Origin of the sequence: Glycomyces arizonensis DSM 44726, assembly GCF_000482705.1 — a bacterium.
Taxonomy (GTDB): Bacteria; Actinomycetota; Actinomycetes; order Mycobacteriales; family Micromonosporaceae; genus Glycomyces; species Glycomyces arizonensis.
Map to the genome: position 1 here is coordinate 296,798 of NZ_AXWO01000002.1, position 25,877 is coordinate 322,674.

Sequence of the window (25,877 nt, forward strand, 5' to 3'; positions counted from 1 at the left end):
AAATCCTATAGGATATATTGTATAGGAAATATCTATCGCACTCATAATTATAGGACATACTCTATATTCTATAAGATATAGCGAGAATGAACTTATAGATTATAAAATATATCCTATAATCTCCTGGAGTGCGCCGTTTCGGCGGCGAAAACCGTCTACGGGCCTCGGCCGGGTGCGCGGCTAATATTGTCCGGTGTCAACACTCCGTGATGTCGTCAGTGCCCACACCGACCTGTCGTCGAACTCCGCCGCCCACCTCCAGCGGCTCGTGGCCGAATGGCAGCTGCTCGCCGACCTCTCCTTCGCGGACTTCCTGCTGTGGGGCGCGGTCAAGGACCACCCGGGCCGGTTCGTCTGCCTCGCCCAGGTCCGGCCCACCACGGGCCCCACCGCCTACGAGGAGGACCAGGTCGGCCGCCTCCTCGAAGGCGAGGACGCGGCGCACCTGAACGTCGCCTTCACCGAAGGCCGCATCTTCCGCGAAGGCGACCCGGTCTGGCGCGGCGACGTCGCCGCCCGCCACGAGGCCATCCCGGTCCGCCGCCGCGACCGCAGCCAGATCATCGCCGTCGCCGCCCGCGACACCAACCTCTCCGACACGCGCAGCCCCTCCCACCTCGAACTCAACTACCTCAAGACCGCCGACTACCTCGTCCAGATGCTCACCGACGGCGGCTTCCCGCCGCCGCTCCTGCCCGGCGAGCCGACCACGGCGCCGCGCATCGGCGACGGCCTGGTCCGCATCGGCGCCGACGGCCTGGTCCGCTACGCCTCCCCGAACGCCCTCTCGGCGTATCGCCGCATGGGCGTCACCGGTCACCTGAGGGACCGCGACCTCGCCGAGCTCACCCGCAGCCTCCCGGCCGACCCCGAGGCCGGTGCGGATGCGGCCCGCCGCATCGCGGGCGCCCTCGCGGGCGGCACGCCCCGCCGCAAGGAGATCGAGGCCAAAGGCGCGACGGTGCTCATGCGCGCCCTGCCGCTGCGCCCCGGCGGCAAGGCCGCCGGGGCGCTCGTCCTCGTGCGCGACATCACCGAGGTCCGGCGCCTCGACCGCGAGCTGGTCACCAAGGACGCCACGATCCGCGAGATCCACCACCGCGTCAAGAACAACCTCCAGACCGTCGCCGCGCTGCTGCGCCTCCAGGCGCGCCGCGTCGGCTCGCCGCAGGCGCGCGTCTCCCTTGAGGAGTCGGTACGCCGCGTCGCCTCGATCGCACTGGTCCACGAGACGCTCGCCCAGTCCTCCGATGAGTCGGTCGGCTTCGACCAGATCGTCGACCGCGTCGCGTCCATGGCCGTCGAGGTCTCCGTCGCCGAGTCGAAGGTCACGCTCCGGCGCGAGGGCACCTTCGGGGTGCTGCCGAGCGAGTACGCCACGCCGCTGGTCATGGTCGTCAACGAGCTCATCCAGAACGCCGTCGAGCACGCCTACCCGCCCGGGCAGGAGGGCGAGGTCGTCATCGGCGTCGCCCGCGACGGCGACCGCTTCCGCGTCACCGTCTCCGACCAGGGTAAAGGCCTGCCCGAAGGCTTCAGGATCGCGGGCTCGAACCGCCTCGGCCTCCAGATCGTCCACACCCTCGTCACGGGGGAGTTGCGCGGCACCATCGACATGCATCCGAGGGCGGACGGCGGCGGCACTGAGGCCGTCGTCGACTTCGCTCTCCAGTGACGGAGGAGCGGAGGGCGAAGCAGAGGGCGCAGTGCTCTCCAGTGGCGAAGGAGCGGAGGGCGAAGCAGAGGGCGCAGTGCTCTCCAGTGGCGAAGGAGCGGAGGGCGAAGCAGAGGGCGCGGCGCTCTCCAGTGACGGAGGAGCGGAGGGCACAGTGCCCTCCAGCGGCGAAGAACGAATCGGGGCGCCGTGCCCTCCCGGGGAAGATCGCGGCGGGTGCGGCACCCTTCGCTGAGCTCACCACGCCAAGATCGACGGCTCTCTATCCACTGCACGGCGTCCGCAGTGCTCGCGACCGGCGTGTCCTCGGACACAAGCCCGGTGCCCGTTCGTCGCGCCGTGTCCAGTAACCGGGACAGCGGGTGCTCTTCGCCGGGAACTATGTCATGCTTGCAGGCATGTCTCGCGCACACGGACTCCGACTGGTGGCACGTCGCCACGTCGACTTCTGCCGTGTGTTCAGCGCCGCCTGTCTGATGCGCGCTTAAACCGCTTCCGGCTTTCCGCCGTCGAACCGTGCCACACCCGTGTCTGCATTCAGGAGTACTGTGCCAACCTCAACGCGCAAACCCAGCCGCCCGAAAGGCCAGGGCCAATGGGCCATGGGCCACCGGGAGCCGCTCAACAAGAATGAGCAGTCCAAAAAGGACGACCACCCGCTCAACGTGCGGCAGCGCATCGAGGGCATCTACGCACACGGCGGCTTCGACTCGATCGACCCGGCCGACATGCGCGGCCGCTTCCGCTGGTGGGGCCTGTACACGCAGCGCCGTCCCGGCATCGAGGGCGGCAGGACCGCCATGCTCGAAGACGAGGAGCTCGAAGACCGCTACTTCATGATGCGCGTGCGCATCGACGGCGGCCAGCTCACCGCCGAGCAGCTGCGCGTCATCGCCGGGATCTCCCAGGAGTTCGCTCGCGACACCGCCGACCTCACCAACCGCCAGAACATCCAGTTCCACTGGGTCCGCATCGAGGACGTCCCTGAGATCTGGCGCCGCCTCGAAGCGGTCGGCCTGGACACCCAGGAGGCCTGCGGCGACTGCCCGCGCGTCATCATCGGTTCTCCCGTAGCGGGGGTCTCGGCCGACGAGGTCATCGACCCGACCGAGCAGATCCGCGAGCTCCACGACCGCTACATCGGCGACAAGAGCCTGGCGAACCTGCCGCGCAAGTACAAGACCTCGATCTCCTGGCTGCCGGACAACCCTTACGAGACCAACGACTTCTCGCTGGTCGGCGCCCACCATCCCGAGCATGGGCCGGGCTTCGACCTGTGGGTCGGCGGCGGCCTGTCGACCAACCCGATCTTCGCCCAGCGTCTCGGCGTGTGGGTCGCGCAAGAGGACATCGTCGACGTCTGGCTCGGGGTCACGAGCATCTTCCGCGACTGGGGCTACCGGCGCATGCGCAACCGCGCCCGCCTGAAGTTCCTCGTCCAGGACTGGGGCGTGGAGAAGTTCCGTGAGGTCCTCGAGTCCGAGGCCTACCTCGGACGCAAGCTCCCCGACCTCGACGCCCCGCCGCTGCCCGAGAAGCTCATCGACCACATCGGCGTCCACAAGCAGCGCGACGGCAACTACTACATCGGCACCGCCCCGGTCGTCGGGCGCGTCAGCGGCACCCTCCTCGGGCAGTTCGCCGACATCGCCGAGAAGTACGGCTCCGACCGCATCGGCACCACGTCGCTGCAGAAGCTCCTGCTGCTCGACGTGCCCGCCGACCGCGTCGACGAGGCCGTGGCCGACCTCGACGGCATCGGGCTGACCGCCAACCCGTCGCCCTGGCGCCAGTCCACCATGGCCTGCACCGGCATCCAGTTCTGCAAACTGGCCATCGTCGACACCAAGGAGCGCTCGCGGGAGCTCGTCGCCGAGCTCGAGAAGCGCGTCCCCGAACTCGACGTGCCGATCTCGGTCCACTTCAACGGCTGCCCCAACGCCTGCGCCCGCACCCAGACCGGTGACATCGGCCTCAAGGGCCAGCTGGTCATGGTCGACGGCCGCCAGGTCGAGGGCTTCCAGGTCCACCTCGGCGGCGGGCACGCCGTCGACGCGGCCCTGGGACGCAAGCCCCGCGGCCTCAAGGTGGCCTCCGCCGACCTCGGCGAGTACATCGAGCGCATCACCCGCCGTTTCCTCGCAGGGAGGACCGAAGGCGAGACGTTCGCGCACTGGGCCAATCGAGCTGAAGAAGCGGAACTGAAATGAGCGGCCGGGTCGTCCCCTACCAGTGCCCCTACTGCGGCGAGGAAGACCTCAGGCCTTACGAACCAGAGGGCGATGAAGACGTCGTAAGCGGCGCCTGGCACTGCCGGGGCTGCACCCGCGTCTTCACGCTCGAATACCGCGGAATGGCCGCACCGCGGGCCATGGCAGCGCCGCCATCGCCCTCCGCGACCGACCCGCACCACCCAGGCGGCCACCAGCCGCCCGACCCCGAACCGGAGTAAAGCATGACTGTTACGACGAACCGGGACCCCTTTGAGCTCCGCGACCTCGCCACCGACGCGGGCAAGCGGCTCGAAGACGCCTCAGCGACCGACATTCTCGAATGGGCCGTCGGCGAGTTCGGCGAGCGCTTCTGTGTGACCTCGTCGATGGCCGACGCCGCCGTCGTCCACCTCGCCTCGAAAGTCGCCCCCGGCATCGACGTGGTCTTCCTCGACACCGGGCTGCACTTCCCCGAGACCCTCCAGGTCCGCGACTTCGTGGCCTCGACCATGGACGTCAACGTGCGCTCGATCCAGCCCGACCAGTCGGTGCTGTCCCAGGACGGCGAGTTCGGACCCAGGCTGTTCGAGCGCGCCCCCGACGAGTGCTGCGCGCTGCGCAAGGTGCTGCCGCTGAACACCGCGCTGGCCGACTACGACGCCTGGGCCACCGGCCTGCGGCGCGACGAGGGTCCGACCCGGGCGAGCACCCGCGTCGTCGACTTCGACGTGACCCGCAGGAAGGTCAAGGTCTCCCCGATCGCCAGGTGGACCGAGGCCGACCAGCTCGCCTACATCGAGCGCTACGACATCCCGGTCAACCCGCTGCTGAAGGACGGCTACCGCTCCGTCGGCTGCTGGCCGTGCACGCGGCGCACCGCCCCGGGGGAGGACCCGCGGGCGGGCCGTTGGGCCGCGTTCGACAAGACCGAGTGCGGACTGCATGTCTGACCAGGCCGTGGTCCTGGTCGCGCATGGCAGCCCCGATCCCCGATCGGCGGCGGCCGTGCGCGCGATCGCCGAGGCCGCCGGCGCCCGCGTCGGCTTCCTCGAGTTCAACGACCCCCACCCGGTCGACGTCCTGTGCGCTCTGGCCGACGAGGGCGCCACGCGGGCCGTGGCGCTGCCGCTGCTGCTGACCGACGCCTACCACTCCCGGACCGATCTGCCCGAGGTCGCCGGGCGCGCCGCCGCGGCTCGCCCCGGCCTGACGGTGGACGTGGCCCGGCCCGTCGGCGACGAGTCGCTGGCGGCGGCGCTCCTCCGCGGTCTTCCGGGCGGCGTCGACGGCCTCGCCGTCCTCGCGGCGGGCACCCGCGTCGACGCCGGGCGCGCCCATGTCGAGGCCGTCGCCGCCGAGGCCGGCAGGCGCCTCGGCGTCCCCGCCCGCGCGGGTTTCGCGTCCGGGCCCGGACGCAGCGGCGCCGAAGCCGTGGCCGAACTCCGGGCCGCGGGCGGCGAACGCATCGCCGCAGTCTGCTACTTCATCGCCCCGGGCAAGCTCTGCGACGCGGCGGTCGGCTCGGCCCGCTCGGCCGGTGTCGTCCATGTGGGTGATCCGCTCGGTGTCGCACCCGAACTGCTCGCCTCCATAGCGGCCAGGATCACTGAGGTCTAACCCGCCGAACGGGCGTCCCTCACCGAAGCCGACGGCCCGGCGCGTCGGCGGCGCCAGAATCATGGCCAGCATCACCGCGGCCAGTCCCCACGCGGCCAGCCCCATGGCCGGATGCGCGGCCTCCCGCAAGTAGTACCCGACCGGCAGCCACAGCAGCGACTGGAACACCGCTTGGGCGATCACGTTGCGACTCTGAAGGAACCGCCGTCCGATGAGCCAGTAGTACGCGGCCAGGAGCCAGGCGACCACCGACACCCCGATTGCCGCTCTTGCCGAGTCGACCCCGCCGGTGACCACTTGCGCGATCCCCCAGGCACCGGCCGCCACCAGTGCGGTTGCGAGGAGCCAGAACAGTCCCGCGGCCGCGACCGCAGTCCAAGGCCGGTAGTCGTCGCCCGGCGTTTCGGTGACGGCGCCCATGTCCGCGTCGGATTCGTTCACACATCAACCGTATCCCGGGCTACGCTGCGCTTATGCACGCCCTGCAACCGGCGCCACAGCGTGGATTGGTCATAGCGAATCCGAAGGCATCGAGCACGTCTCGACGCCGGCTCAAACGCGTTGTGAAGAAGCTCGAAGAAGTGCTCGAGGTGACGGTCCGGAAGACCGACTCGCGCGGCCACGCCGAGGAACTCGCCAGACGCGGCGCCGACGAGGGCTTCGAGGTGGTCTTGAGCCTCGGTGGCGACGGCACGGTCAACGAGGTCGTGAACGGCCTGCTCGCCGACGGCCGCACCGCCGCCGAGGCGCCCGTCTTCGTCCCCATCCCCGGCGGGTCCACCAACGTCTTCGCCAGGGCCCTGGGACTGCCCTGGGACCGCCGCAAGGCCGTCAAGGAGATCGTCGAGGCGCTGCGGACCCGCCGCCCCCGGACGGTGAGCCTCGGGCGCGTCGCCGACGAGAAGGAGGAGCGATTGTTCACCTTCTGCGCCGGACTCGGCTGGGACGCCTCGGTCATCAAGCGGGTCGAGTCGTACCGCCGCAACGGCCGCAACATCGGGGCGCATTACGCCAGGGCCGTCATGGCCGAGGTGAACGAGCATGGCGTGGAAGGCGAGTCGATGGAAGTCGAGTTGTCCTCGGGTGAGGTCGACTCCTCGACCGGCATGGTCGTGGTCCAGAACTGCGCGCCGTGGACCTATCTCGGCACCCTTCCGGTGAATCTCAACTCGCGGGCGTCCTTTAATGCTGGACTTGACGTCCTGGTTCTGCGTAAACTTGGGTTGTCGGCTGCAGCCCGAACCGCCGCCTCGCTCCTAGTGGGCCGGGAAGGTCCGGACGGTAAGCACGCGATCACGCATCACGATCTCTCTTGGATTCGTCTGCGCGCATCGCTCCCGCAGGCGTTCCAGCTCGACGGCGACTATCTCGGAGAGCGAACGGAACTCGAATTGACTTCGGTTCCCGGAGCATTGCGGGTGGCCTGCTAACAACTTGGGAAAACCTGAGCGCGGGTGTTGACAAGTCGACGCGGAGCGGGCAAGGTTGATTTCGCCGCCTTACCCGGCCAATTTATGGCTCGCGGGCTTCGCCGAGGAAGGTAGCGTGAGACTTCACAAACGAATATTGTGTTTTCGGTGCGTTCTGACCGGACATCGGACGAGTGCTTTTTGCCGAGTGCTCACTCTTGGCGCCGCTTGCGGGCCATGATTCCGTCCAGTCTGAGTACCAGTGTGTCAAACCGGTTCGACTCGCTGTCATCGCCCCCCAGTCAACGGCCAGGCCCGCAAGCCGCGCCAGAGCTGAGAGGCGCAATGGGAGCCGCCCCGCGGATCCGCGGTAGGGATCCCGGCGGCGTCCGGAAGGTGGAACTCGACCACTCACGGCTCACGGTGTTGAGTCTTCGTCGAGGTAGCGCGGTGAGTTCACTCACTTCGAGCTGATTTCCGGAGTCGAACTCTTGACAAATCCCATCCTTGTGAAAGTATTCACAAGGTAGTCGGGTCAAAGTGCGGGCCGTCGATTGTCGACCGGCCGACCCAGTGCACGGCGGATGCTCTCCACCTGTGCCCAGGCGTTGGCAATGACGCTGATGCCAAGAGCGCAGCCGCGCACTCGCGGTGACAACGGTTCCCCAGTCGGGTTCCCGGCACTCACCGCGAAGGGTCGACGCGATCGCGCGCGAGGGTGCAACCGTCCTCAGTGCATTGCAGGACGAGATTGCGCGCGTTGGCGATCGAGCCGCATTTCACTCGAACCGCAAACTGTTCATAACACCGTGTAAGCAACCGCTTTGAGTTCAGCAAGGAGAAGTTTTGATGGATTGGCGCCACGAGGCCATTTGCCGTGACGAGGACCCCGAACTGTTCTTCCCGATCGGGGACACCGGCCCGGCTTTGACGCAGATCGAGCAGGCCAAGAACGTCTGCCGGCGCTGCCCTGTGACCGAGGAGTGCCTGCGGTGGGCGCTCGAGACCGGTCAGGACGCCGGCGTATGGGGTGGAATGAGCGAGCTGGAGCGCCGCGAGCTCAAGCGCCGCTCGGGGGCCCTGCGCCCGCTGGTCGCCCAGGCGGCCGCCGGCTAGCACCGGGCCGCCCGGCTCGCAGTCCCTTGAAGCCAGACCATCCCTCGAATTGAACACGGAAAAGCTTGACAGGCCCGGCCATGAGCCGGGCCTTCAAGCTGTCCGGGGAGCAATGCGCACCCCGAATGCCGCTCGAACGGTCATTGCAATGGTCCGCATTGCCGCTCCGAGAGCGTGACGCATATCGCCCGAGACGTCGCGAACCCGGCGATCAGGTCGGCGGGGCTTCGGTGGCGCGGTGCGAGCAGGAAGCGGCCGGGGCCGGGAAGGACACGGCGCCGTTCGCGGGTTCAGCGGATGCGGTAGGCCTCCGTCTCGGCGTCCGTCTCCGAGGACGGGCGCCGCTGGCGGATCCTGATCGTCGACAGCGCGCCCTCGATGTCCGATTCCACCTCGTCGGTCAGCGCCCTGAGCACCTGCCACTGGTAGTTGCCCTGTTCGGGGAGCGGATCGCCCTTCGGGCGGCTGAGCACGATCTGGAGGACCTCATCGCGCACCTCCAGACGGCAGTGCAGCGAGTCCTCGCCCGCGCGCCTGCGCGGCGCCCGCCCGCGGCCCGACTCGGGCAGCAGCAGGGTCACGGCGGCATTGACCGCCGCTCGAAGGTCCTCGATCGCGTCGAGCGAGAAGCCGAGGCGGGTCGCCACCGCGGCGGTGGCGGTGGGCAGCACCGAGAGGTAGTCGCCCGCCGTCGGGACATCGAGCAGCAGCACGTCCTCGCGTTCTTCGCTCACCGGCATAGCCGCTCCCTGTGACGTTGTGCAGACCGCTTGATCCGCCTCCAGGTGCAAAGAATAGTGGGAGCGTCCCACGAACGGGGACCGCCCCGTCCGATTGGCCCCTTCCGGCCGCCGTCATCGCCGCACACGACGGAGCGCCCGTCCGCGCTGGTGATGTCCAGGCCGGACGGGCGCTCCGTCGTGTCGGATGGGACCCGGCGGTCCACCGTTTCGCGAGCGCGCGTCGCCGACGCGCGCTGGCGGTGAACCGGTGGGCGCCCTACTTCTTGGTCTCCCAGAAGATCTCGGCGATCTGGTCGATCTTCGCCAGGAGCTCCTCGGCCACCTTCGGGTCGGTGCTCGCCTTGGAGCCGCCGCCACCGCCGGCGAGCTTCGTCGCCTCGTTGACCAGCGTGTGCAGCTGCGGGTACTTCTCGAAGTGCGGCGGCTTGAAGTAGTCCGTCCACAGCACCCAGAGGTGTTCCTTCACCAGCTGGGCGCGCTGCTCTTTGATGATGAGTGCGCGAGTGCGGAATTCAGGGTCATCGCTTGCCTGGTACTTCTCGCAGATCGCCTTGACCGACTCCGCTTCAATGCGCGCCTGGGCCGGGTCGTAGACCCCGCACGGCAGGTCGCAGTGAGCCGAAGCCGAGATCTGCGGCAGCAGCCGCTTGAACAGAGGCTTCAACATTGCCCCTCCAGCTTCTTTCCAGTGGGTGTGATTCCAACGCCGACCCTACCTCTCGCAGGGCCCATTCCGTGGGTACCCCTACAGTTAGAGACGCAACACCAACCACTCTGACAACCATGATGGACAGCGTGTTCACCGGCCCGAGCCGCGTTGCGGCAGGCCGGATCCGCCAAGACGGAGGTCGATACCCGATGCTCGCCGCTTACGCCCGCAACGTGAATCCAGACGATCCATTCTCGGCGCTCACCGTGGGCGAGACGGACCCGCCCGAGGTCCCCGAGGACTGGGCGAGGATCTCGCTCACCGCCGCCTCGGTCAACCACCACGAACTGTGGTCGCTCGCCGGGGTCGGTCTCCGCGCCGACCAGTGCCCGATGATCCTCGGCACCGACGCCGTCGGCACCACCGCCGACGGCGAGGAGGTCGTCGTCTACCCCGTCATCGCCGATCCCTCCCTCGACGACGAGACCCTCGACCCGAAGCGCACCCTCCTGTCGGAGTACTACCCCGGCACGCTCGCGCAAACCGTCGCCGTCCCGGCCCGCAACCTCCTGCCCAAGCCGAAGGGCTGGAGCGCCGCCGAGGCCGCCTGCCTGCCCACCGCCTACCTGACCGCCTGGCGGATGCTCACCACCCGCGGCCGCCTCCCCGAAGGCGGCGCGGTCCTCGTCCAAGGCACCGGCGGCGGCGTCGCCACCGCCGCGATCGTGCTGGCGAAGGCCCTGGGCGCCCGCGTCTACGCCACCGGCCGGGCCGCCGACCGCCGCGAGAAGGCCGCCGCGCTCGGCGCCGAGGCCGTCGAGGCGGGCGCGCGCCTGCCCGAGCGCGTCGACGTCGTGGTCGACTCGGTCGGCGAGCCGGTCATGGAGCACTCGATCCGGTCCCTCAAGCCCGGCGGACGCCTGGTCATCTGCGGCACCACCGGCGGCCATGTGCCGAAGGGCGACCTGCGGCACGTGTTCTTCAGGCAACTGGAGATCATCGGCTCGACCATGGGCACCAGGGACGAGCTGGCCGAACTCATCGCGTTCTGCGAGGAACACGACATACGGCCGGTCATCGACTCGAGCCACGAGCTGGCCGACGTCGAGGCGGCGCTGCGGCGCCTGGCCTCGGGGGAGGCCTTCGGCAAGGTCGTGGTCACAGCGTCGTAAGCAGGACGACGGAATCGCCGCCGATTCCCCTCGCCGGCCCGCACTTTGTCGCCCGTTTCCCCGCCGGCCGGACCGCGGGCCCGCACTCTGGAGATGAGTCGGGCTCACGGCCGTGAGCGCCGAGGTCCGAGGCGTCCGGAGGGGGAGGGCCATGGGACGGTGCAGAGACGGGGTGCGATTCGGCGCCCGCAGCGCGTGGTCGGCCGTGAAGCGGGCCGTGGCCAGGCTCGCGATAGCGGCGGCGATCGTGGTCCTGACCGTGGCGGTGATCGGGCACGGCGAAGGCGCCGCCTCCGAACCGCCCGGATCGGAGGCCGACGTGTACCAGCCGCACCTCATCGAGGTGATCCCGGCGGTGCTGCCCGTCGAGCGGGCCCGCGAGCAGGCGATGCAGTGCCACTACGAGGTCCACGCGACCTTCGGGGTCTCGATCTTCACCGACCGGCAGATGAGCGCGGGGCTCCTGGCGCGCATGGACGAGGGCGACGAGCTCTCCGGCTCCTGCTTCGCCTACGACGGCGGCGACACGATCGGATGCTCGGGCCTGTCGTGGGAGCACGAGTGGATCAGGGTCCGCTCGGGGACCACTCTGGGCTGGAGTCCGGTCTCGTGCTTCGAGCGGCTCGGCGAGCTGTGAGCCGGTGCGGAGGCGGAGCGGACGGAGGCGCGGCGCGGTTCGGCGGCACTGGACGCTGCGGCCGGTGCGGAAGCGGGACGCCCCGCTCCCGCACCGGCGCGACAGCGTCGGTCGGTGTCAGCGGCTGAGGCCGACGCCCGCGACGCCCTTGACGATCTGCTTCTGGAACAGCATGAACACGATGAGCAGCGGCAGCGCGCCGAGGACGGCGGCGGCCATGTTCTGGGCGTAGAGCAGGCCGTAGCCCCCGGCCACGACGCCGAGCCCGACGGGCAGGGTCATGATCGAGGGATCGTTGCCGACCAGCAGCGGCCACAGGAAGTTGTTCCACGAGCCGATGAAGGTGAAGATGCCGACGGCGGCCAGGATGGGGCCGGACAGCGGCAGGATGACGCTCCACAGGATGCGCAGGTGGTTCGCGCCGTCGAGCGTGGCGGCCTCCTCGTAGTCGCGCGGGATGGCGTCGAAGAAGCGCTTGAGGATGAAGATCATCACCGGCGCGACGACCTGCGGCAGCGCCAGGCCCCAGTAGGTGTCGACCATCTTCAGGTCGCTGACGACGTCGAACAGCGGGATGATCAGGGCCTGCGGCGGGATCATGATCCCGGCCACGATCACGCCGTAGACGACCTTCTTGCCCGGGAAGTCCAGGCGCGAGAAGCCGTAGGCGGCCAGGACGCACAGCGCCAGGGTCAGGACGGTGACGATCGTGGAGACCACGGTGGAGTTGAGCATCCACGTGACGTGGTCGCCGCGTTCGAACAGGACCCGGTAGCCCTCCAGGGACCAGTCCTGGGGCAGCCAGTGGATCGGCTGGCCGAGGCTGGCCTCGGTCTCGGCCTTGAACGAGGTCGACAGGGCCCACAGGAACGGCACGAGCCACAGCAGGGCCAGGAAGAAGGCGGCGAAGTAGACCAGGGCGCCCCCGGCGGTGATCCGCCCGCGCTTCCTGGCGATGGTGCGGGGCTTGCTCTCGGAGGCCGGCGGCCTCTCCTGCACGGTGGTCACGTCAGTCCTCCTTTCTCGACAGCAGTCGGAGTTGGACGAAGGCGATGAGGAGGATGAAGACGAACAGGATGTACGACAGGGCCGAGGCGTAGCCGACCCGGAACCCCACGAAGCCGGAGTTGTACATGTACTGGATGAAGACGTTCTCCGGCGAGAGGTTCATGCCGCCGCCGGCCATGAGGTAGTACTGGTCGAAGATCCGCAGCGAGGCGATCATCTGGAGCACGATCACCAGCACGGTGGTCCGCCTGAGCAGCGGGAGCGTGATGCTCCACAGCTTCTGGAGCCAGTTCGCGCCGTCGATGTCGGCCGCCTCGTAGACCTCGGGCGGGATGGTCTGGAGCGCGGCCAGGTACAGCAGGAAGTTGAAGCCCATCGTCCACCACACCGTGGTGATGACGACCGAGCCCATCGCGTCCTCCTGGAAGATCCACAGGCGGTCGCCGCCCAGGCCCCATTCGGCGAGGTAGTGGTTGATCAGGCCGCCGTCGGGCTGGTACATCCAGACCCAGATCATGGTCACGACGGACACGGGGATGACGAACGGCGCGAAGAACGACAGGCGCAGGAACCAGCCCATCTTGCGGGCGCGGTGCGCCAGGAGGGCGAACACGAGGCCGAGGATCACCAGCGGCGGGGTGCTGAGGATGGTGAACCACGCCGTGTTCCACAGCGAGTCCCAGGCCTTCTCGTCGGCGAAGGCCTCGGCCCAGTTCGCCAGGCCGATCCAGGAGACGGGGCGGCCGGTGAGGCTCTTGTCGGTGAAGGAGTAGTAGAGGCCGAGCACCATCGGCCACAGCAGGAAGACCGCGTAGACGGCGGTGAACGGCAGGACGAACCAGAGTCCGGTCCAGGAGCGGCGTTTCGGCGCGCGGGCCGTTGTGCGGGACGGCGGCTGCTCCGCCGTGGGCGCCTGGTCGGGCGCCTTGATGTCAGTAGTCATCGGAGAGGTCCCTTAAATCGTTTCAATCGATCGGGTTGGGGAGTTCGACCAGCGTCTGCGTCCGCCCCTTGATGTCTTCGAGCGCCTGCTCGGGGGTGGTGCGGCCGCCGTAGACGCCGGCGAGGACCAGGGAGACCTCATTGGCCAGCCGCGCCGCCGATCCGGAGAACCAGACCGCCGGGTCGAACTGGACGTTGTCGACCACGCCGGAGTACTCGGCGTTCGGCTCGAGCTCCTGGTACTCCTGGCTCTGCGTCACCGGCAGGTAGGCCGGGGTGTGGCCGCCTCCGGCCCCCCATTCGAGGCTGTGCTTGATCATCCAGGCGGCGTACTGGATGGTGGCGGCCCGGCTCTCGGCGGACCAGGTGTTGTGGCGGGGCAGCACGAAGGAGTGGCTGTCGCCCTGCGTGCGGCGGTTGCCGAAGAAGTCGGGCATCTCGGTGGCCGAGAAGTCGAGGCCCTGCGCCTCGTTGAAGGCCCGGAAGCGGGTGACCTCCCAGTTCCCCACCTGGACGAGCCCGCCGGAGCCGTTCTCGAAGTTGGCCGCGCACTGCGCGCCGTCGGCGATGCGCGGGCACAGGCCCTCGTCGGCCATGCGGTACATGACGTCGATGGCCGCCAGCGCCTTGTCGTCGTCGAGCTCGTAGCCGTCCTCGTGGAAGATCCACTCGCCGTCCTGCTGGCGGTACCAGGCCCAGAACTGGCGCCAGCCGGCGTTGGTGTCCAGGGAGGTGCCGTATTCGCCGGTGACCTCCTTGACGGCCCGCAGCAGGTCGAAATACTCCTCGACGCCGTGGGTCTCCAGGAGCGTCCGGTCGGGATTGAGGACGCCCGCCTGCTCGCAGACGGTGCGGTTGTAGAAGTTGATCAGCGCGTGGGTGTCGAGCGGCAGCGCGTAGAGCTCGTCGTGGGAGAAGCACTTCTCCCAGACGTCGGCGGGGAAGTCCTCGGGTTTGAGGCCGAACTCGGCGATCTCGTCGAGCCCGTAGGGCTCCATCAGGGTCCACGGCGAGAGGCTTTCGAGCCGTGAGAGGTGGGCGGTGGCGACGTCGGCGGCGTTGCCGCCCGAGGCGCCCATGACCAGCTTCGTGTAGAACGGCGTGCCCCAGGCGAAGGTGGTGGCCTGGAGGTCGATGCCGGTCTCGGCCGTGAACTCCTCGTGCATCGCGGTCATGACCGCGCCGTCGGAGCCGGCCAGGAGGTTCCACTGCTTCACGGTGGTCTTGCCGCCGAAGGCTTCCGAGGCCGCGCCGCAGCCGGCCAGGCCCAGGCCCGCGAGCGCTGCCGAGCCCGCGAGGAGTGTCCGCCGGGGGAGGACTCCCGGGGGTGAGGGATTGTTCATCATCGATGTGTCACTCCAATGTGATGTGATGTCGCGGCCGCGCTACTCGCGTGACCATGACAACATTGTTATCGCTAACGCGCGAGCCGTCAAGAGAGTCCGCGCTTATAGTTGTCAATCCATGATTCGATTGATTCGCATGGTGCGAAAGTGATGCACGAGAAAAAGGGGGAGGCCGTACGGCCTCCCCCTTCGATGCTGAAGCGCGCTCCTCAGGCGCGCCCGAACCGTCCGCCCGCAGGCGGCGTATCCGGCGTCGCGCTCCTCAGCGCGGGCCGCGCCCCTACGGACGCGGCACGGCCACGTCGATGAGCGCCTGCTGCTCGACCTCGTGGACCTTCGGCGAGCCCGTCGAGGGCGCCGCGGCCGCCGGACGCGAGATGCGCCGCAGGTGCACCCCGCCGAGCTCCTCGAGCAGGTTGAGCGCGATGTGCGACCAGGCGCCCTGGTTCGCCGGCTCCTCCTGCACCCACGCGATGTCCTCGGCGGCCCCGAACGCGCCCAGCGCCGCGCGCAGCTCCTCGGCCGGCAGCGGGTAGAGCTGCTCGACCCGCAGGATCGCGATGTCGGTGACGCCCCGCTGGTCCCGCGCCGCGGCCAGGTCGTAGTACACCTTGCCCGAGCACAGCAGCACCTTGCGCACGTCCTCGGCGCGGATCTGCCCCGAGGCGATCGCCGGGTCCGGCATGACCGGCTGGAACCGGCCGCTGGTGAACTCGTCGAGCTGGCTCACGGCCGCCTTGTGCCGCAGCAGCGACTTCGGCGTGAACACGACCAGCGGCTTCTTCACCGGATCCAGCGCCTGGCGCCGCAGCAGGTGGAAGTAGTTCGCCGGGCTCGTGGAGTTCACGATGCGCATGTTCTCGTCCGCGCACAGCTGCAGGAACCGCTCGATGCGGCCCGAGGTGTGGTCGGGGCCCGCGCCCTCGTGGCCGTGCGGCAGCAGCAGCGCCAGACTGGAGTGCTGGCCCCACTTGGCCTCGCCCGAGGAGATGAACTCGTCGACGATCGTCTGGGCGCCGTCGGCGAAGTCCCCGAACTGCGCCTCCCACGCCACGAGCATCCCCGGGTTCTCCACCGAGTAGCCGTACTCGAAGCCCATGGCGGCGAACTCCGAGAGCAGCGAGTCGTAGACGAAGAACCGCTCGGTGTGCTGCCCCAGGTGGGCCAGCGGCGTGTACTCCTCGCCCGAGTCCTGGTCGATGACGACGGCGTGGCGCTGCACGAACGTCCCGCGCCGCGAGTCCTGCCCCGCCAGGCGGATCGCCTTGTTCTGCATCAGCAGCGACCCGAACGCGAGCGTCTCGGCGAACGCCCAGTCGATGTTGCCCGACGTCGACATCTCGCTGCGCTTCTCCAGGACCCTGCGGACCGCCTTGTGCGGCCGGAAGCCCTCCGGGAGCGTGGTGTGGGCCTTGCCGATCATCGCGATCGTCTCGGCGTCCACCGAGGTGTCGATGTCGGCCACCGGCTCGGGCTGGTGGCGCCACGGCATCGGCCCCGTCTGCCCCGCCAGGGCCTCCTTCGTCTCGCGGAAGACCCGCTCCAGCTGCGACTGGTAGTCGGCGAGGGCCTCCTCGGCGTCCTCCATGGTGATGTCGCCGCGCCCGATCAGCGCCCGCGTGTAGAGCTTGCGGACCGACTGCTTGGCGTCGATCACCTGGTACATCTGCGGGTTGGTCATCTTCGGGTCGTCGCCCTCGTTGTGCCCGCGCCTGCGGTAGCACACCATGTCGATGACGACGTCCTTGCGGAACTGCTGCCGGTAGGCGAAGGCCAGCTTCGCGACCTCGCAGACCGCCTCGGGGTCGTCGCCGTTGACGTGGAAGATCGGCGCCTGGATCATACGGGCCACGTCCGTGCAGTACAGGCTCGAACGCGAGTAGGCCGGAGCCGTGGTGAAGCCGACCTGGTTGTTGACCACCACGTGCACGGTGCCGCCGGTGCGGTAGCCGCGCAGCTGCGACAGGTTCAGCGTCTCGGCCACCACGCCCTGGCCCGCGAACGCGGCGTCGCCGTGGATCGCCACCGGCAGGACCGTGAAGCCGTCCTCGCCGAGGTTCAGCCGGTCCTGCTTGGCCCGGACGATGCCCTCCAGCACCGGATTGACCGCTTCGAGGTGCGACGGGTTCGCCGTCACCGACACGACCGTCTCGCCCTTGCCGTCCGGCGTGGTGAACTGCCCGGTCATGCCCAGGTGGTACTTGACGTCGCCGGAGCCGCCGATGGTCTTGGGGTCGATGTGCCCCTCGAACTCGGTGAAGATCTTCGAGAGCTTCTTGCCGACGATGTTGGCCAGCACGTTCAGGCGCCCGCGGTGCGGCATGCCGATGACGACCTCGTCGAGCTCGGCGTCGGCCGCCGAGTGCAGCACCTGGTCCAGCAGCGGGATGAGCGACTCGCCGCCTTCGAGGCTGAAGCGCTTCTGCCCCACGAACTTGGTCTGCAGGAACGTCTCGAACGCCTCGGCGGCGTTCAGGCGCCCGAGGATGTGCTTCTGCGCCTCGACCTTCGGCTTCGCGAACGGCACCTCGATGCGCCGCTGGAGCCACTCCCGCTCCTCCGGGTCCTGGATGTGCATGTACTCCACGCCCATGCGGCGGCAGTACGAGTCGCGCAGCACCCCGAGGATGTCGCGCAGGCGCATGCGCTGCTGACCCGCGAAGCCGCCGACCGGGAACGTCCGGTCCAGGTCCCACAGCGTCAGGCCGTGCGAGAGGACGTCGAGGTCGGGGTGGTGGCGGATCTCGTAGTGCAGCGGGTTCGTGTCGGCCATGAGGTGGCCGCGCACCCGGTAGGCGTGGATCAGCTCGATGACGCGGGCGTTCTTGTCGATCTGGCCCTCGTGGGTCTTCGCGACGTCCCTGACCCAGCGCACCGGCTCGTAGGGGATGAGCAGGCTGCGGAAGACCGAGTCGAAGAACTCGCCGCCGAGCAGCAGCCGGTGCAGCGTCGCCAGGAACTCGCCGGACTCCGCGCCCTGGATGATGCGGTGGTCGTACGTCGAGGTGACCGTCATGATCTTCGAGACGCCCAGGTCGGCGAGGGTCTCGTCCGAGGCCCCGGCGAACTCGGCGGGCACCTCCATCGCGCCGACGCCGACGATGAGGCCCTGGCCCTTCATCAGCCGCGGCACGGAGTGGACGGTGCCGATGCCGCCGGGGTTGGTCAGCGTCAGCGTCGCCCCAGCGTGGTCCTCCATCGTGAGCTTCCCGGTGCGCGCCTTGCGGACGAGGTCCTCGTAGGCGTGCCAGAACTCCCGGAAGTCCATCGACTCGGTGTGCTTGATCGAGGGCACCACCAAGGTGCGCGAGCCGTCCGGCTTCGCGAGGTCGATCGCCAGCCCGAGGTTGACGTGCTCGGGGGCGACCAGCTGCGGCTTGCCGTCGACGAGCTTGTACGAGGCGTTCATGCTCGGGTGGGCCTTGATCGCCTGCACCAGGGCGTAGCCGATGAGGTGCGTGAAGGAGACCTTGCCGCCCTGGCTGCGCTTGAGGTGGTTGTTGATGACCACGCGGTTGTCGAACAGGAGCTTCGCGGGCACGGCCCGTACGGAGGTCGCCGTCGGGATCTCCAGCGACGCCTCCATGTTCTGGGCGACCTTGGCCGCCACGCCCTTGAGCGGTTTCGCCTCGACGGCCTCGGCGGAGTCGGACTCGTTCACGGTGGGGTTCGCCTTCTGGGACGGTTCGGGGGCGGGCGCTGCGGGCTTCGTCGCCGCCTCGACGGGCGGCTTGGTCACCACCTTGGGCTTCTCCGCCTGCGCCGCGGGCTTGCCCGCCGCGGTGGTCTCGGCCTCGATCGCGGTCGCCGCCTTCGCCGACGCGTCCGCCGCGGGGGTCCCCCCGGCCTCGCCGTCGGCGGCGCTCACCGAGTCGCCGCCGAAGAATTCGCGCCATCCGGCGCTGACGCTGTCGGGATTTTCGCGGTAACGCTCGTACATCTCGTTGACCAGCCACTCATTGGCTCCGAAATCGGTCAACGGACTGCCCTGAGTCGAACTCGACACAGCTTAATCGCCTCTTCTTTGCAGACGCTGCGTGGATGGAGGCAGTAGCCCCCGGTCAAGGGTAACCGTGGGGCGTGGAATGTGCAGTACCGGCAAGGCCGTTGCGGGGCCGGTCACCCGACCGGGTCGATCCCGTGCGTCGTGGCCCACCCTCGGGCCTTTCCATGAGCGCCGGGCGGGCGCTATCCGCCCCGCCGCCCCGTTGACCGCCACCCGATCCGGGCGCCGCTGCGCCGTCGGGCCCTCGGCTGCGACGCTCAGGCCGTCTCACGGACCGGACGGAATCGAACCCGCCCGGTCGGCGTCACCGGGTCCATGCGTTCGGTGCGCGCTTGCCGCGCTCGGTGAGAGCATCGGCGGGCCTCGCCCGCCCGAACGGCCTCCCTAGGCGGTGTGGGTCGCGCTGCGCTCCTGCGCGGAGAAGGTCTCCGTCGGCTCTTCGAGCAGTTCCTCGGCCCCGACCACGGTGAACAGGCGGGTGATGAACCGGTTCGGGTTGACCACGGCCAGCTCGACGCCCATCTCGCGGGCGATGCGATAGGCCACCACGATCGTGCCGATACCCGTCGAGTCCAGCACCGTCACCTTGGCGACGTCCACGCGGATGGCGGTGGCACCGCCGGCCTCGAGGGCGTTGGTGATGGTCTCGCGGATCTGCGGAGCCGTCGCGTAGTCGACCTCGCCGGCCAACTCGACGGTGACGATCCCGTTCTCGGTCGTGCCGGTCTCGATTGACAGCGTCATGAACTCACCTAACAGACTGGTAGGGCGTCACGGCCCGAGCACCTGCCGTACTCGGCTGCGAGACAAAGTCTATCCGACTACGGCGACCGAAAACAGGGCGCGCACGCCGCCAACCCGCGAAAGCGCGGAGGTGACCGTTCCCACTGTGACCGACCGCATCGGAATCGTCACTATCGCTGCGGAGCCCGGGATCGATCCCGGGATCTTGGCGCGCCCGCCGCCTCGACGTATTCTCGCCACAGCACCACCCCTCGACCAGCGCCGCGCCGACGGCGAGACCGCACCGCCGCGGGCAAGCCGCGCCATGAGGGCTTGTCGGCCGCGTCTCGACGATCATGTGAAGATGAGGTCCATGCCCCAGCCGAACACCGAGTCCGAGGCCACACTGCTCGTCGTCGAAGACGACGAGAACATCTGCGAGCTGCTCGCGACCTCCCTGCGCTACGCGGGCTTCGCCGTCCACGCCGTCGGCACCGGCGACGAGGCGCTGCGCTCGGTCGCGCGCCACCGCCCCGACCTGGTCGTCCTCGACGTCAACCTCCCCGACCTCGACGGCTTCGAAGTCGTGCGGCGCCTGCGCTCGGGCTCCGACCACACCCCCGTGCTCTTCCTCACCGCCCGCGACGGCACCGCCGACGCCGTCACCGGCCTGTCCGCGGGCGGCGACGACTACATCACCAAACCCTTCGCGCTCGAAGAGGTCGTCGCCCGCATCCACGCCGTCCTGCGCCGCTCCGCGGGCGAACTCCCCAGGCCCTCGCGCCTCAAGTACGCCGACCTCGAACTCGACGAGGAGACCCACGAGGTCTGGCGCGCCGGGGAGGCCGTGCAGCTCTCGCCCACCGAGTTCAAGCTGCTGCGCTACTTCATGATCAACGCCGGGCGGGTGCTCTCCAAGGCCCAGATCCTCGACCACGTGTGGCGCTACGACTTCCGCGGCGACGACGGCATCGTCGAGTCCTACGTCTCCTACCTGCGCCGCAAGGTCGACACCGGCGACCCCAAGCTCATCCAGACGCTGCGCGGGATCGGTTACGTCCTGCGGGAGCAGAATCGTTGAGCGCGCCCCACTTCGTCGAGGTCGCCAGGAGGCGATGGGACCGGACCCCGCTGCGGGTCAGGCTGACCTCCGCCGTGCTCGCGCTCGTCGCCGGATCGCTCATCCTCATCAGCGTCTCCACGATCCTCGCGCTGCACTCCTACTTCCTCGGCACAGTGGACGACGAACTCAGGGACGTGCTCCTCAAGGGCGACCCCGCCTCGTTCAACGCCGTGCCCGACGACGAGGGCACGGCCGACCTCGGTGTGCGGCCCAACCAGTACGTCTTCAGCCTGGTCTACGACAACGGGAACCGCTTCGACGTGCCCGACCGCTCGTACGCGCCGGTGTTCACCCTCGAGCAGCTCCGCGAGGCGGGCGGCGAGGCCTTCACCGCGCTGGCCGCCGACGGCACCACCCGCTGGCGGGTCCTCGCCCTGCCCGGGACCGAGGTCGGCACCGAGAACCCCGACTTCGACCCCGACCCCGATTCCGAGGCCGAGGCAGGCAACCGGGCCGCCTACTACGCGCTGTCCTATAAGCTCTCCCACTTCGACAAGACCGTCGCGGGTCTGGTGTGGGTCGACATCTTCATCGGTGCGGGCGTCCTCGCCGGGCTCGCCGCGCTCGGTGTCGGCCTCGTGCGCGCCAGCCTCTCGCCGCTGCGCCAGATCGAGAACACCGCGGCCATGATCGCGGCCGGGAGCTATGCCAAGCGCGTGCCCGATCCCGACCGCGTCACCGAGGTCGGCCGCGTCGGCTACGCCATCAACATGATGCTCGGCAAGATCGAGAGCTCGATCCGCGCCAGGGAGTACTCGGAGGAGCGCGCCCACGACTCCGAGCGGCGCATGCGGGAGTTCATCGCCGACGCCTCCCACGAGCTGCGCACCCCGCTGACCAGCGTCAGGGGCTACGCCGAACTGGTCCGGGCCAACCCCGGCATGCCCGAGGCCGACCGGCAGCACTACATCGGACTGATCGAGGAGGCCGCCAAGCGGATGGGCCTGCTCGTGGGGGACCTGCTCCACCTCGCCCGGCTCGACCAGGAGCGGCCCGTCGAGGTCGAACCGGTCGACCTGGCCGTTCTCGGACACGAGGCCGTCGCGGCCCACGCCGTCGTCGCCGAGGACTACGAATTCGAGTTCAAGGCCGTGCCCGGCGCCTCGACCGTGGTCGTGGCCGACCGCGCCCGGATGCGGCAGGTCCTCGACAACCTGCTGTCCAACGCCGTCAGGCACACCCCGCCGGGCACCCGCGTCACGGTCGAGCTCCTCTCCGACGCCGACTGCGTGGTCCTGCGGGTCGCCGACGACGGCCCCGGCATGGACGCGGAGACGACCGAGCGGGTCTTCGAGCGCTTCTTCCGCTCCGACAGCGCGAATCACCCCGGATCGGGGCTCGGCCTGGCGATCGTCTCCACGATCGTCAAGGCCCAGGGCGGCACCGTCTCGGTCCGCTCCGCGCCCGGCGAAGGCACCGTCTTCACGGTGCGACTAGCTGCCGAGACGCCCCCTGAACGCCGTTCGGATCCTTAAAGGGTTTTAAGGCGTTTTTGCAGCGAAGCGAGAGCTGCGGGCTGCATGCTGCAATCATGAGCAATATTGAGAGCAACCCGCGTTCCGAAGGCGGACCGGAGCCGAGCCCGGAGCGGGTTCGAACGACCCCGGACGCCGATCCGAAACCCCAGACCCCCGGCGTCGAGCCCACCGCCCAGCCCGAGACGACTCCGCCCGCGCCCGGGCCGGCCCAGTCCGCGTCCGAGGCCCCCTCCGGCCCGCCCGAGCCCGGCAGTGCCTCCCAGCCCGGCAGCGCCCTCCCGCCCGAGCCGAACCACGGCTCCCAGCCCGAGCACGCGCCCCGGCCGAGCCAAGCCCAGCAGCCCTCCCACGAGCAGCCGACGCGGGTCCTCCCGCCCGGCCAGCACCACGCCGCGCCGCATATGACGGCCCCGCACGAGGCCCCGCCCGGCTGGGTCCCCGGAGGCGCCGTCCCGCCCGGCCGGCCGCCCCACTACGGGCCGCACGGGCCCGGCCCGCAGCGGCGGCCGAAGCGCGGCTGGGGCGTGATCCTCGCGGGCGCGGTGATCCTCGCCCTCCTCGCGGGCGGCGCCGGAGGCCTCGTCGGGTGGTACCTGTCGGACGACGAGCCCTCGACCACGGTCGTCGAGTCCGTGTCGATGGACGCGGGCGGCGGCATGACCTACACCGAGATCGTCGACGACGTGAGCCCCTCGGTGGTCACCATCGTGACCGACTCGGCCGAAGGCTCGGGCGTGGTCTACTCCGAGGACGGTTACATCGTCACCAACAACCACGTCGTCGAGGGCGCCAGCGCCGTGCAGGTCCGCTTCCCCGACGGCACCGTCGCCGACGCCGAGGTCCTCGCCACCGACCCCACGCAGGACCTCGCCGTCGTCCAGGTCTCCGGCGTCGACGATCTCCAGCCGATCGCCTTCGGCGACTCCGACGCGCTCCAGGTCGGCGACGCCACGGTCGCCATCGGCTCCCCGCTGGGCCTGGAAGGCACCGTCACGACCGGCATCGTCTCGGCGCTCAACCGCTCCATGTCCGTCAGCAACGAGGAGCAGAGCATGGGCCAGTCGTCCGGCCACACCCTCAGCGGCCTGATCCAGACCGACGCCGCGATCAACATGGGCAACTCCGGCGGCGCGCTCGTCAACGGCAACGGCGAGCTGATCGGCATCAACACCGCGATCCTCTCCCCGGAGTCGGGCAACGTCGGCCTCGGCTTCGCGATCCCGTCCAACACCGTCAAGGACGTGGTCGAGCAGCTCATCGAGCACGGCTCGGTCGAGCAGGGCTACCTCGGCGTGTCGGTCACCGACACGCAGGGCAACGGGGCGATGGTCCTCGCCGTCGAGGCCGGCTCCCCGGCCGACGAGGCCGGACTCCAGGAGGGCGACGTCATCACCGCGGTCGACGGCACCCAGGTCGCGAGCGCCTCCGAGGTGGTCGCGGCGGTGCAGAGCAAGGCCAGCGGCGACACGATCGGCATCACGTACGTGCGGGACAACTCGGAGCACGACACCGAGGCCACCCTCGCCACGAGGTGAGCACGCGAATGCGGAGCCCCGGCGCGCGACGCGCCGGGGCTCCGACGCTCCGAGGGCGCTACTGGTTCGCGGTGCTCTGGAGCGCCGCGCGCACCGGGCGCAGTTCGGCGGGCGGCTCGCCGGTGTCGATCCACTCGGCGAGGTGCTCGCGGTCGACGATGAGGACGCCGAGCTGGGCGGCCACGGCCTCGTTGCGGGCGGCGTGGTGCATCCAGTGCAGGTTGGCGTTGGTGATGAGCACGCCCGCGTCGCAGTCCCAGCGCGCCTTGATCTCCCCGCCGAGGATCTGCACGTGGCGGGTGCCGTTCTGGCGCTTCATGGCGTGGTCGTCCTTCTTGGCGCGCACGATGATGCGCTTGCCGTTGTTGAACGTCACCACGAAGTTGCACCCGAGGTCGTTCTGGCGGTGCCCGAACTTCTTGACGCGCTTGGCGTCGAGGCGCACGAGGAGCTGGGCGACCATCGCGTCGTAGGTCGGGATGTTCATCTTGTCGATGCCCCGCAGCAGCTGCTGGCGCTCGGCGGTGGTGACGCGGTCGAGGTGGTCGTGGTGACCGCGGCTGCGCAGCAGTACCCAGGTTGCGAGTGCCGTGCCCCCCAACAGGATCGCTGCTGACGCGAACCAGGCCCAGTATTCGGCGACGAAACCGATGGCGAGGTAACCGATGATGAGAACGGCGAGTCCCGCTCCCACTCTTAGGATCACGGACAAGGCGGCCTCCACTGTGTTCGAGAGGGCGTTCAGCTGCGTTATGTCGCCTGTGGTGTTACACCGAGTATCCGTTACCCTTCGCTCATATGTAAGGGCACTGTCCGGTACCCGACAACATGGCTCCGCAGCATGCATGTGCGCCGTGTCGCCGCATGCTCACCGAGCCCGGTTGCCCTCGCCTACGGTAGTGGATACTGGCCGTGTGTCAACATCATCGACCGGCGTTCTCGTGCTTCTCGGTGCGCCACTGGGAAATCCAGAGGACGCCTCACCTCGCGTGGCGTCGGAGCTGGCGCGCGCCGACGTCATCGCCGCAGAGGATACCCGGCGGCTCCAGCGGCTGCTGAGCGAACTCGGCGTGTCGTCGGCGGCGTCGATCACGTCCTACTTCGAAGGCAACGAGGTGGGGAAGACCGAGCCACTTATCGAACAATTGTACGACGGCAAGCGGATCGCCGTCATCACCGACGGCGGCATGCCGTCGGTCTCGGACCCCGGATACCGCCTGGTGCGCGCGGCGATCGACGCGGGCATCGCGGTGACCGCGGCCCCCGGGGCGAGCGCGGTGACGACCGCGCTGGCGCTGTCGGGGCTGCCGTGCGACCGGTTCTGCTTCGAAGGCTTCGCGCCGCGCAAGAACGGCGAGCGGCGCCGCCTGTTCGCCTCCCTGGCCGAGGAGCGACGCACGATGGTCTTCTTCGAATCCCCCCGGCGCGTCGAGAGCACGCTGCGCGCCATGGCCGAGACCTTCGGCGAAAGCCGCCCCGCGGCGCTGTGCCGGGAGCTGACGAAGACCCACGAGGAGGTCCGCCGCGGCGGCCTCGGCGAACTCGCTGCCGAAGCCGAAACCGACCCGCCGCGCGGCGAGATCACCCTCGTGGTCGAAGGCTGGCCTGGTCCGGATCCGCAGGACGCCACCCCCGGGGCGCTCGCGGCGGCCGTGACCGCCCTGACGAGCGGCGGCACGGATCGCAAAGCCGCGATGAAGGAGGTGGCGACCCGCTTCGGCGTGCCCCGCCGAACCGTCTACAACGCGCTGATCAATACGACCGACTGATCACTCGCCTGACCGGAGCGTCGTGACCTCGCACTGCGCCATGCCCGACCTCTCGATCCGGGCATCTGCGGTCAGCAACGGCGTGCCGAGCTGCTCCGCCACCGCGACATAGAGCGCGTCATACGCGCTGAGGTTGTGGCGCAGCTTCCAAACGCATTCCACCGCGGAGGCGTCGGGGATGATGAGCTGCAGATCGAGGTCGAAGTACTCGCGAAGCGCCCATTCCGCGCGCTCCTGATCGATCTTGTTCCCCATGACCATGCCCCGGAGGCCATGGCAGAACTCGGCGGTGAGGTGTCCTGGAGCCACCCACTGCTCATGCATCGACAAGGCACCGCGGGCCTTGTTGCCGAGCTCGCGATCATCGGTGAGCGCGCGAATGAGGGCACTGGCGTCGACGGTGATCACGTGGCGACTCCATGGCGGGGAGCGTCCTTGGCCGCCATCAGGTCTTCCGTGGTGTAAGTCGCGGACGGCATGCTCTTGAGACGGGCCTCGATCTCGGCCAGCTTCTTCCGGTTGTGATCGGCCGAGAGCGTTTTGCGGACCATGTCCGTCATGAAGGCCTGAAGCGACTGGCTGCGGGCTTCGGCCATCGCCCGGAGCTGGGAGAGCTCTTCTTCCGAGATCGAACGGATCAGTACATTCGGCATGCAATCATGGTAACTCTGCATGCAAGCATTTTAGCTTTCAATGCTGTTCATGTTTTGACGGCG

General features: G+C 69.0%; 23 protein-coding genes. 13 read left to right on the forward strand and 10 right to left on the reverse strand.

Annotation, left to right across the window (positions count from 1 at the left end):
• The first annotated feature begins 193 nt into the window (after nucleotides 1–193).
• The 7 genes from H613_RS0104140 (at nucleotide 194) to H613_RS0104165 (ending at nucleotide 8,030) form a co-directional block, all read left to right on the forward strand.
• Nucleotides 194–1,675: a sensor histidine kinase gene (locus tag H613_RS0104140; protein ID WP_026922814.1), complete on the forward strand. Its 1,482-nt coding sequence runs from the start codon at nucleotides 194–196 to the stop codon at nucleotides 1,673–1,675.
• Between the two features lie 548 nt (nucleotides 1,676–2,223).
• On the forward strand, nucleotides 2,224–3,885 hold the full coding sequence (locus H613_RS0104145) for a nitrite/sulfite reductase (protein WP_281171168.1): 1,662 nt from the start codon (nucleotides 2,224–2,226) through the stop codon (nucleotides 3,883–3,885).
• Nucleotides 3,882–4,127, forward strand: a complete 246-nt coding sequence (locus H613_RS29820; RefSeq protein ID WP_084546326.1) for a hypothetical protein — start codon at nucleotides 3,882–3,884, stop codon at nucleotides 4,125–4,127. Before H613_RS0104145 ends, H613_RS29820 begins: the two co-directional genes overlap by 4 nt.
• A 3-nt stretch (nucleotides 4,128–4,130) precedes the next feature.
• Nucleotides 4,131–4,838, forward strand: coding sequence for a phosphoadenylyl-sulfate reductase (locus tag H613_RS0104150; protein WP_026922816.1), 708 nt, complete (start codon nucleotides 4,131–4,133; stop codon nucleotides 4,836–4,838).
• Nucleotides 4,831–5,505, forward strand: a complete 675-nt coding sequence (locus tag H613_RS0104155) for a sirohydrochlorin chelatase (RefSeq protein ID WP_026922817.1) — start codon at nucleotides 4,831–4,833, stop codon at nucleotides 5,503–5,505. Before H613_RS0104150 ends, H613_RS0104155 begins: the two co-directional genes overlap by 8 nt.
• Nucleotides 5,506–5,978: 473 nt before the next feature.
• Nucleotides 5,979–6,935, forward strand: coding sequence for a diacylglycerol/lipid kinase family protein (locus H613_RS0104160; protein WP_035735981.1), 957 nt, complete (start codon nucleotides 5,979–5,981; stop codon nucleotides 6,933–6,935).
• 828 nt (nucleotides 6,936–7,763) lie between these two features.
• A complete protein-coding gene (locus H613_RS0104165) occupies nucleotides 7,764–8,030 on the forward strand; it encodes a WhiB family transcriptional regulator (protein WP_026922819.1) in 267 nt (88 codons plus the stop codon).
• 290 nt (nucleotides 8,031–8,320) lie between these two features.
• Here H613_RS0104165 and H613_RS24290 read toward each other — a convergent pair whose 3' ends face one another.
• Together H613_RS24290 and sodN are read right to left on the reverse strand one after the other, a co-directional pair.
• Nucleotides 8,321–8,764 (reverse strand): ATP-binding protein, encoded by a 444-nt coding sequence (locus H613_RS24290; protein ID WP_156925810.1) that lies wholly within the window; start codon nucleotides 8,762–8,764, stop codon nucleotides 8,321–8,323.
• Between the two features lie 265 nt (nucleotides 8,765–9,029).
• A complete protein-coding gene (gene sodN / locus H613_RS0104175; RefSeq protein WP_035697133.1) occupies nucleotides 9,030–9,440 on the reverse strand; it encodes a superoxide dismutase, Ni in 411 nt (136 codons plus the stop codon).
• Nucleotides 9,441–9,631: 191 nt separating this feature from the next.
• On the opposite strand from sodN, the gene H613_RS0104180 reads away from it, so the two are divergent.
• Both H613_RS0104180 and H613_RS0104185 read left to right on the forward strand, forming a co-directional pair.
• On the forward strand, nucleotides 9,632–10,594 hold the full coding sequence (locus tag H613_RS0104180; protein ID WP_026922821.1) for a zinc-binding dehydrogenase: 963 nt from the start codon (nucleotides 9,632–9,634) through the stop codon (nucleotides 10,592–10,594).
• Nucleotides 10,595–10,745: 151 nt separating this feature from the next.
• Nucleotides 10,746–11,231 carry a hypothetical protein gene (locus tag H613_RS0104185; protein WP_156925811.1) on the forward strand — a complete coding sequence of 162 codons (486 nt, stop codon included), beginning with the start codon at nucleotides 10,746–10,748 and terminating at the stop codon, nucleotides 11,229–11,231.
• Nucleotides 11,232–11,348: 117 nt separating this feature from the next.
• Here H613_RS0104185 and H613_RS0104190 read toward each other — a convergent pair whose 3' ends face one another.
• The 5 genes from H613_RS0104190 to H613_RS24300 form a co-directional block, all read right to left on the reverse strand.
• Nucleotides 11,349–12,239 carry a carbohydrate ABC transporter permease gene (locus H613_RS0104190; protein ID WP_026922823.1) on the reverse strand — a complete coding sequence of 297 codons (891 nt, stop codon included), beginning with the start codon at nucleotides 12,237–12,239 and terminating at the stop codon, nucleotides 11,349–11,351.
• 1 nt (nucleotide 12,240) lies between these two features.
• A complete protein-coding gene (locus H613_RS24295) occupies nucleotides 12,241–13,182 on the reverse strand; it encodes a carbohydrate ABC transporter permease (protein ID WP_084546327.1) in 942 nt (313 codons plus the stop codon).
• Between the two features lie 22 nt (nucleotides 13,183–13,204).
• A complete protein-coding gene (locus H613_RS0104200; RefSeq protein WP_035735984.1) occupies nucleotides 13,205–14,527 on the reverse strand; it encodes an extracellular solute-binding protein in 1,323 nt (440 codons plus the stop codon).
• Between the two features lie 280 nt (nucleotides 14,528–14,807).
• Entirely contained in the window at nucleotides 14,808–18,533 is a 3,726-nt protein-coding gene (locus H613_RS0104205; RefSeq protein ID WP_026922825.1) for a multifunctional oxoglutarate decarboxylase/oxoglutarate dehydrogenase thiamine pyrophosphate-binding subunit/dihydrolipoyllysine-residue succinyltransferase subunit, read from the reverse strand.
• A gap of 384 nt (nucleotides 18,534–18,917) precedes the next feature.
• A complete protein-coding gene (locus H613_RS24300; RefSeq protein WP_051392919.1) occupies nucleotides 18,918–19,277 on the reverse strand; it encodes an STAS domain-containing protein in 360 nt (119 codons plus the stop codon).
• A 352-nt stretch (nucleotides 19,278–19,629) separates the two neighbouring features.
• On the opposite strand from H613_RS24300, the gene H613_RS0104215 reads away from it, so the two are divergent.
• From H613_RS0104215 to H613_RS0104225, 3 genes are read left to right on the forward strand one after another with little or no spacing between them, the layout of a single operon-like run.
• Nucleotides 19,630–20,337 carry a response regulator gene (locus H613_RS0104215; RefSeq protein WP_035736174.1) on the forward strand — a complete coding sequence of 236 codons (708 nt, stop codon included), beginning with the start codon at nucleotides 19,630–19,632 and terminating at the stop codon, nucleotides 20,335–20,337.
• Nucleotides 20,334–21,854, forward strand: a complete 1,521-nt coding sequence (locus H613_RS24305) for a sensor histidine kinase (RefSeq protein WP_051392920.1) — start codon at nucleotides 20,334–20,336, stop codon at nucleotides 21,852–21,854. The genes H613_RS0104215 and H613_RS24305 overlap by 4 nt, the downstream gene beginning before the upstream one ends.
• A 56-nt stretch (nucleotides 21,855–21,910) precedes the next feature.
• Nucleotides 21,911–23,392: a trypsin-like peptidase domain-containing protein gene (locus tag H613_RS0104225; RefSeq protein WP_026922827.1), complete on the forward strand. Its 1,482-nt coding sequence runs from the start codon at nucleotides 21,911–21,913 to the stop codon at nucleotides 23,390–23,392.
• A gap of 58 nt (nucleotides 23,393–23,450) precedes the next feature.
• Here H613_RS0104225 and H613_RS0104230 read toward each other — a convergent pair whose 3' ends face one another.
• The gene (locus H613_RS0104230) at nucleotides 23,451–24,098 is read right to left on the reverse strand and encodes a restriction endonuclease (RefSeq protein WP_245598464.1); all 648 of its coding nucleotides are present in this window, start codon (nucleotides 24,096–24,098) and stop codon (nucleotides 23,451–23,453) included.
• Nucleotides 24,099–24,237: 139 nt separating this feature from the next.
• Between H613_RS0104230 and rsmI the strand changes: the two genes are divergently transcribed.
• Complete coding sequence (gene rsmI, locus H613_RS0104235) at nucleotides 24,238–25,161, forward strand: 16S rRNA (cytidine(1402)-2'-O)-methyltransferase (protein ID WP_084546330.1); 924 nt, start codon at nucleotides 24,238–24,240, stop codon at nucleotides 25,159–25,161.
• Here rsmI and H613_RS31285 read toward each other — a convergent pair whose 3' ends face one another.
• Both H613_RS31285 and H613_RS31290 read right to left on the reverse strand, forming a co-directional pair.
• On the reverse strand, nucleotides 25,162–25,569 hold the full coding sequence (locus H613_RS31285; protein WP_026922830.1) for a type II toxin-antitoxin system VapC family toxin: 408 nt from the start codon (nucleotides 25,567–25,569) through the stop codon (nucleotides 25,162–25,164).
• On the reverse strand, nucleotides 25,566–25,814 hold the full coding sequence (locus H613_RS31290; RefSeq protein WP_169731945.1) for a hypothetical protein: 249 nt from the start codon (nucleotides 25,812–25,814) through the stop codon (nucleotides 25,566–25,568). Before H613_RS31290 ends, H613_RS31285 begins: the two co-directional genes overlap by 4 nt.
• Nucleotides 25,815–25,877: the final 63 nt, after the last annotated feature.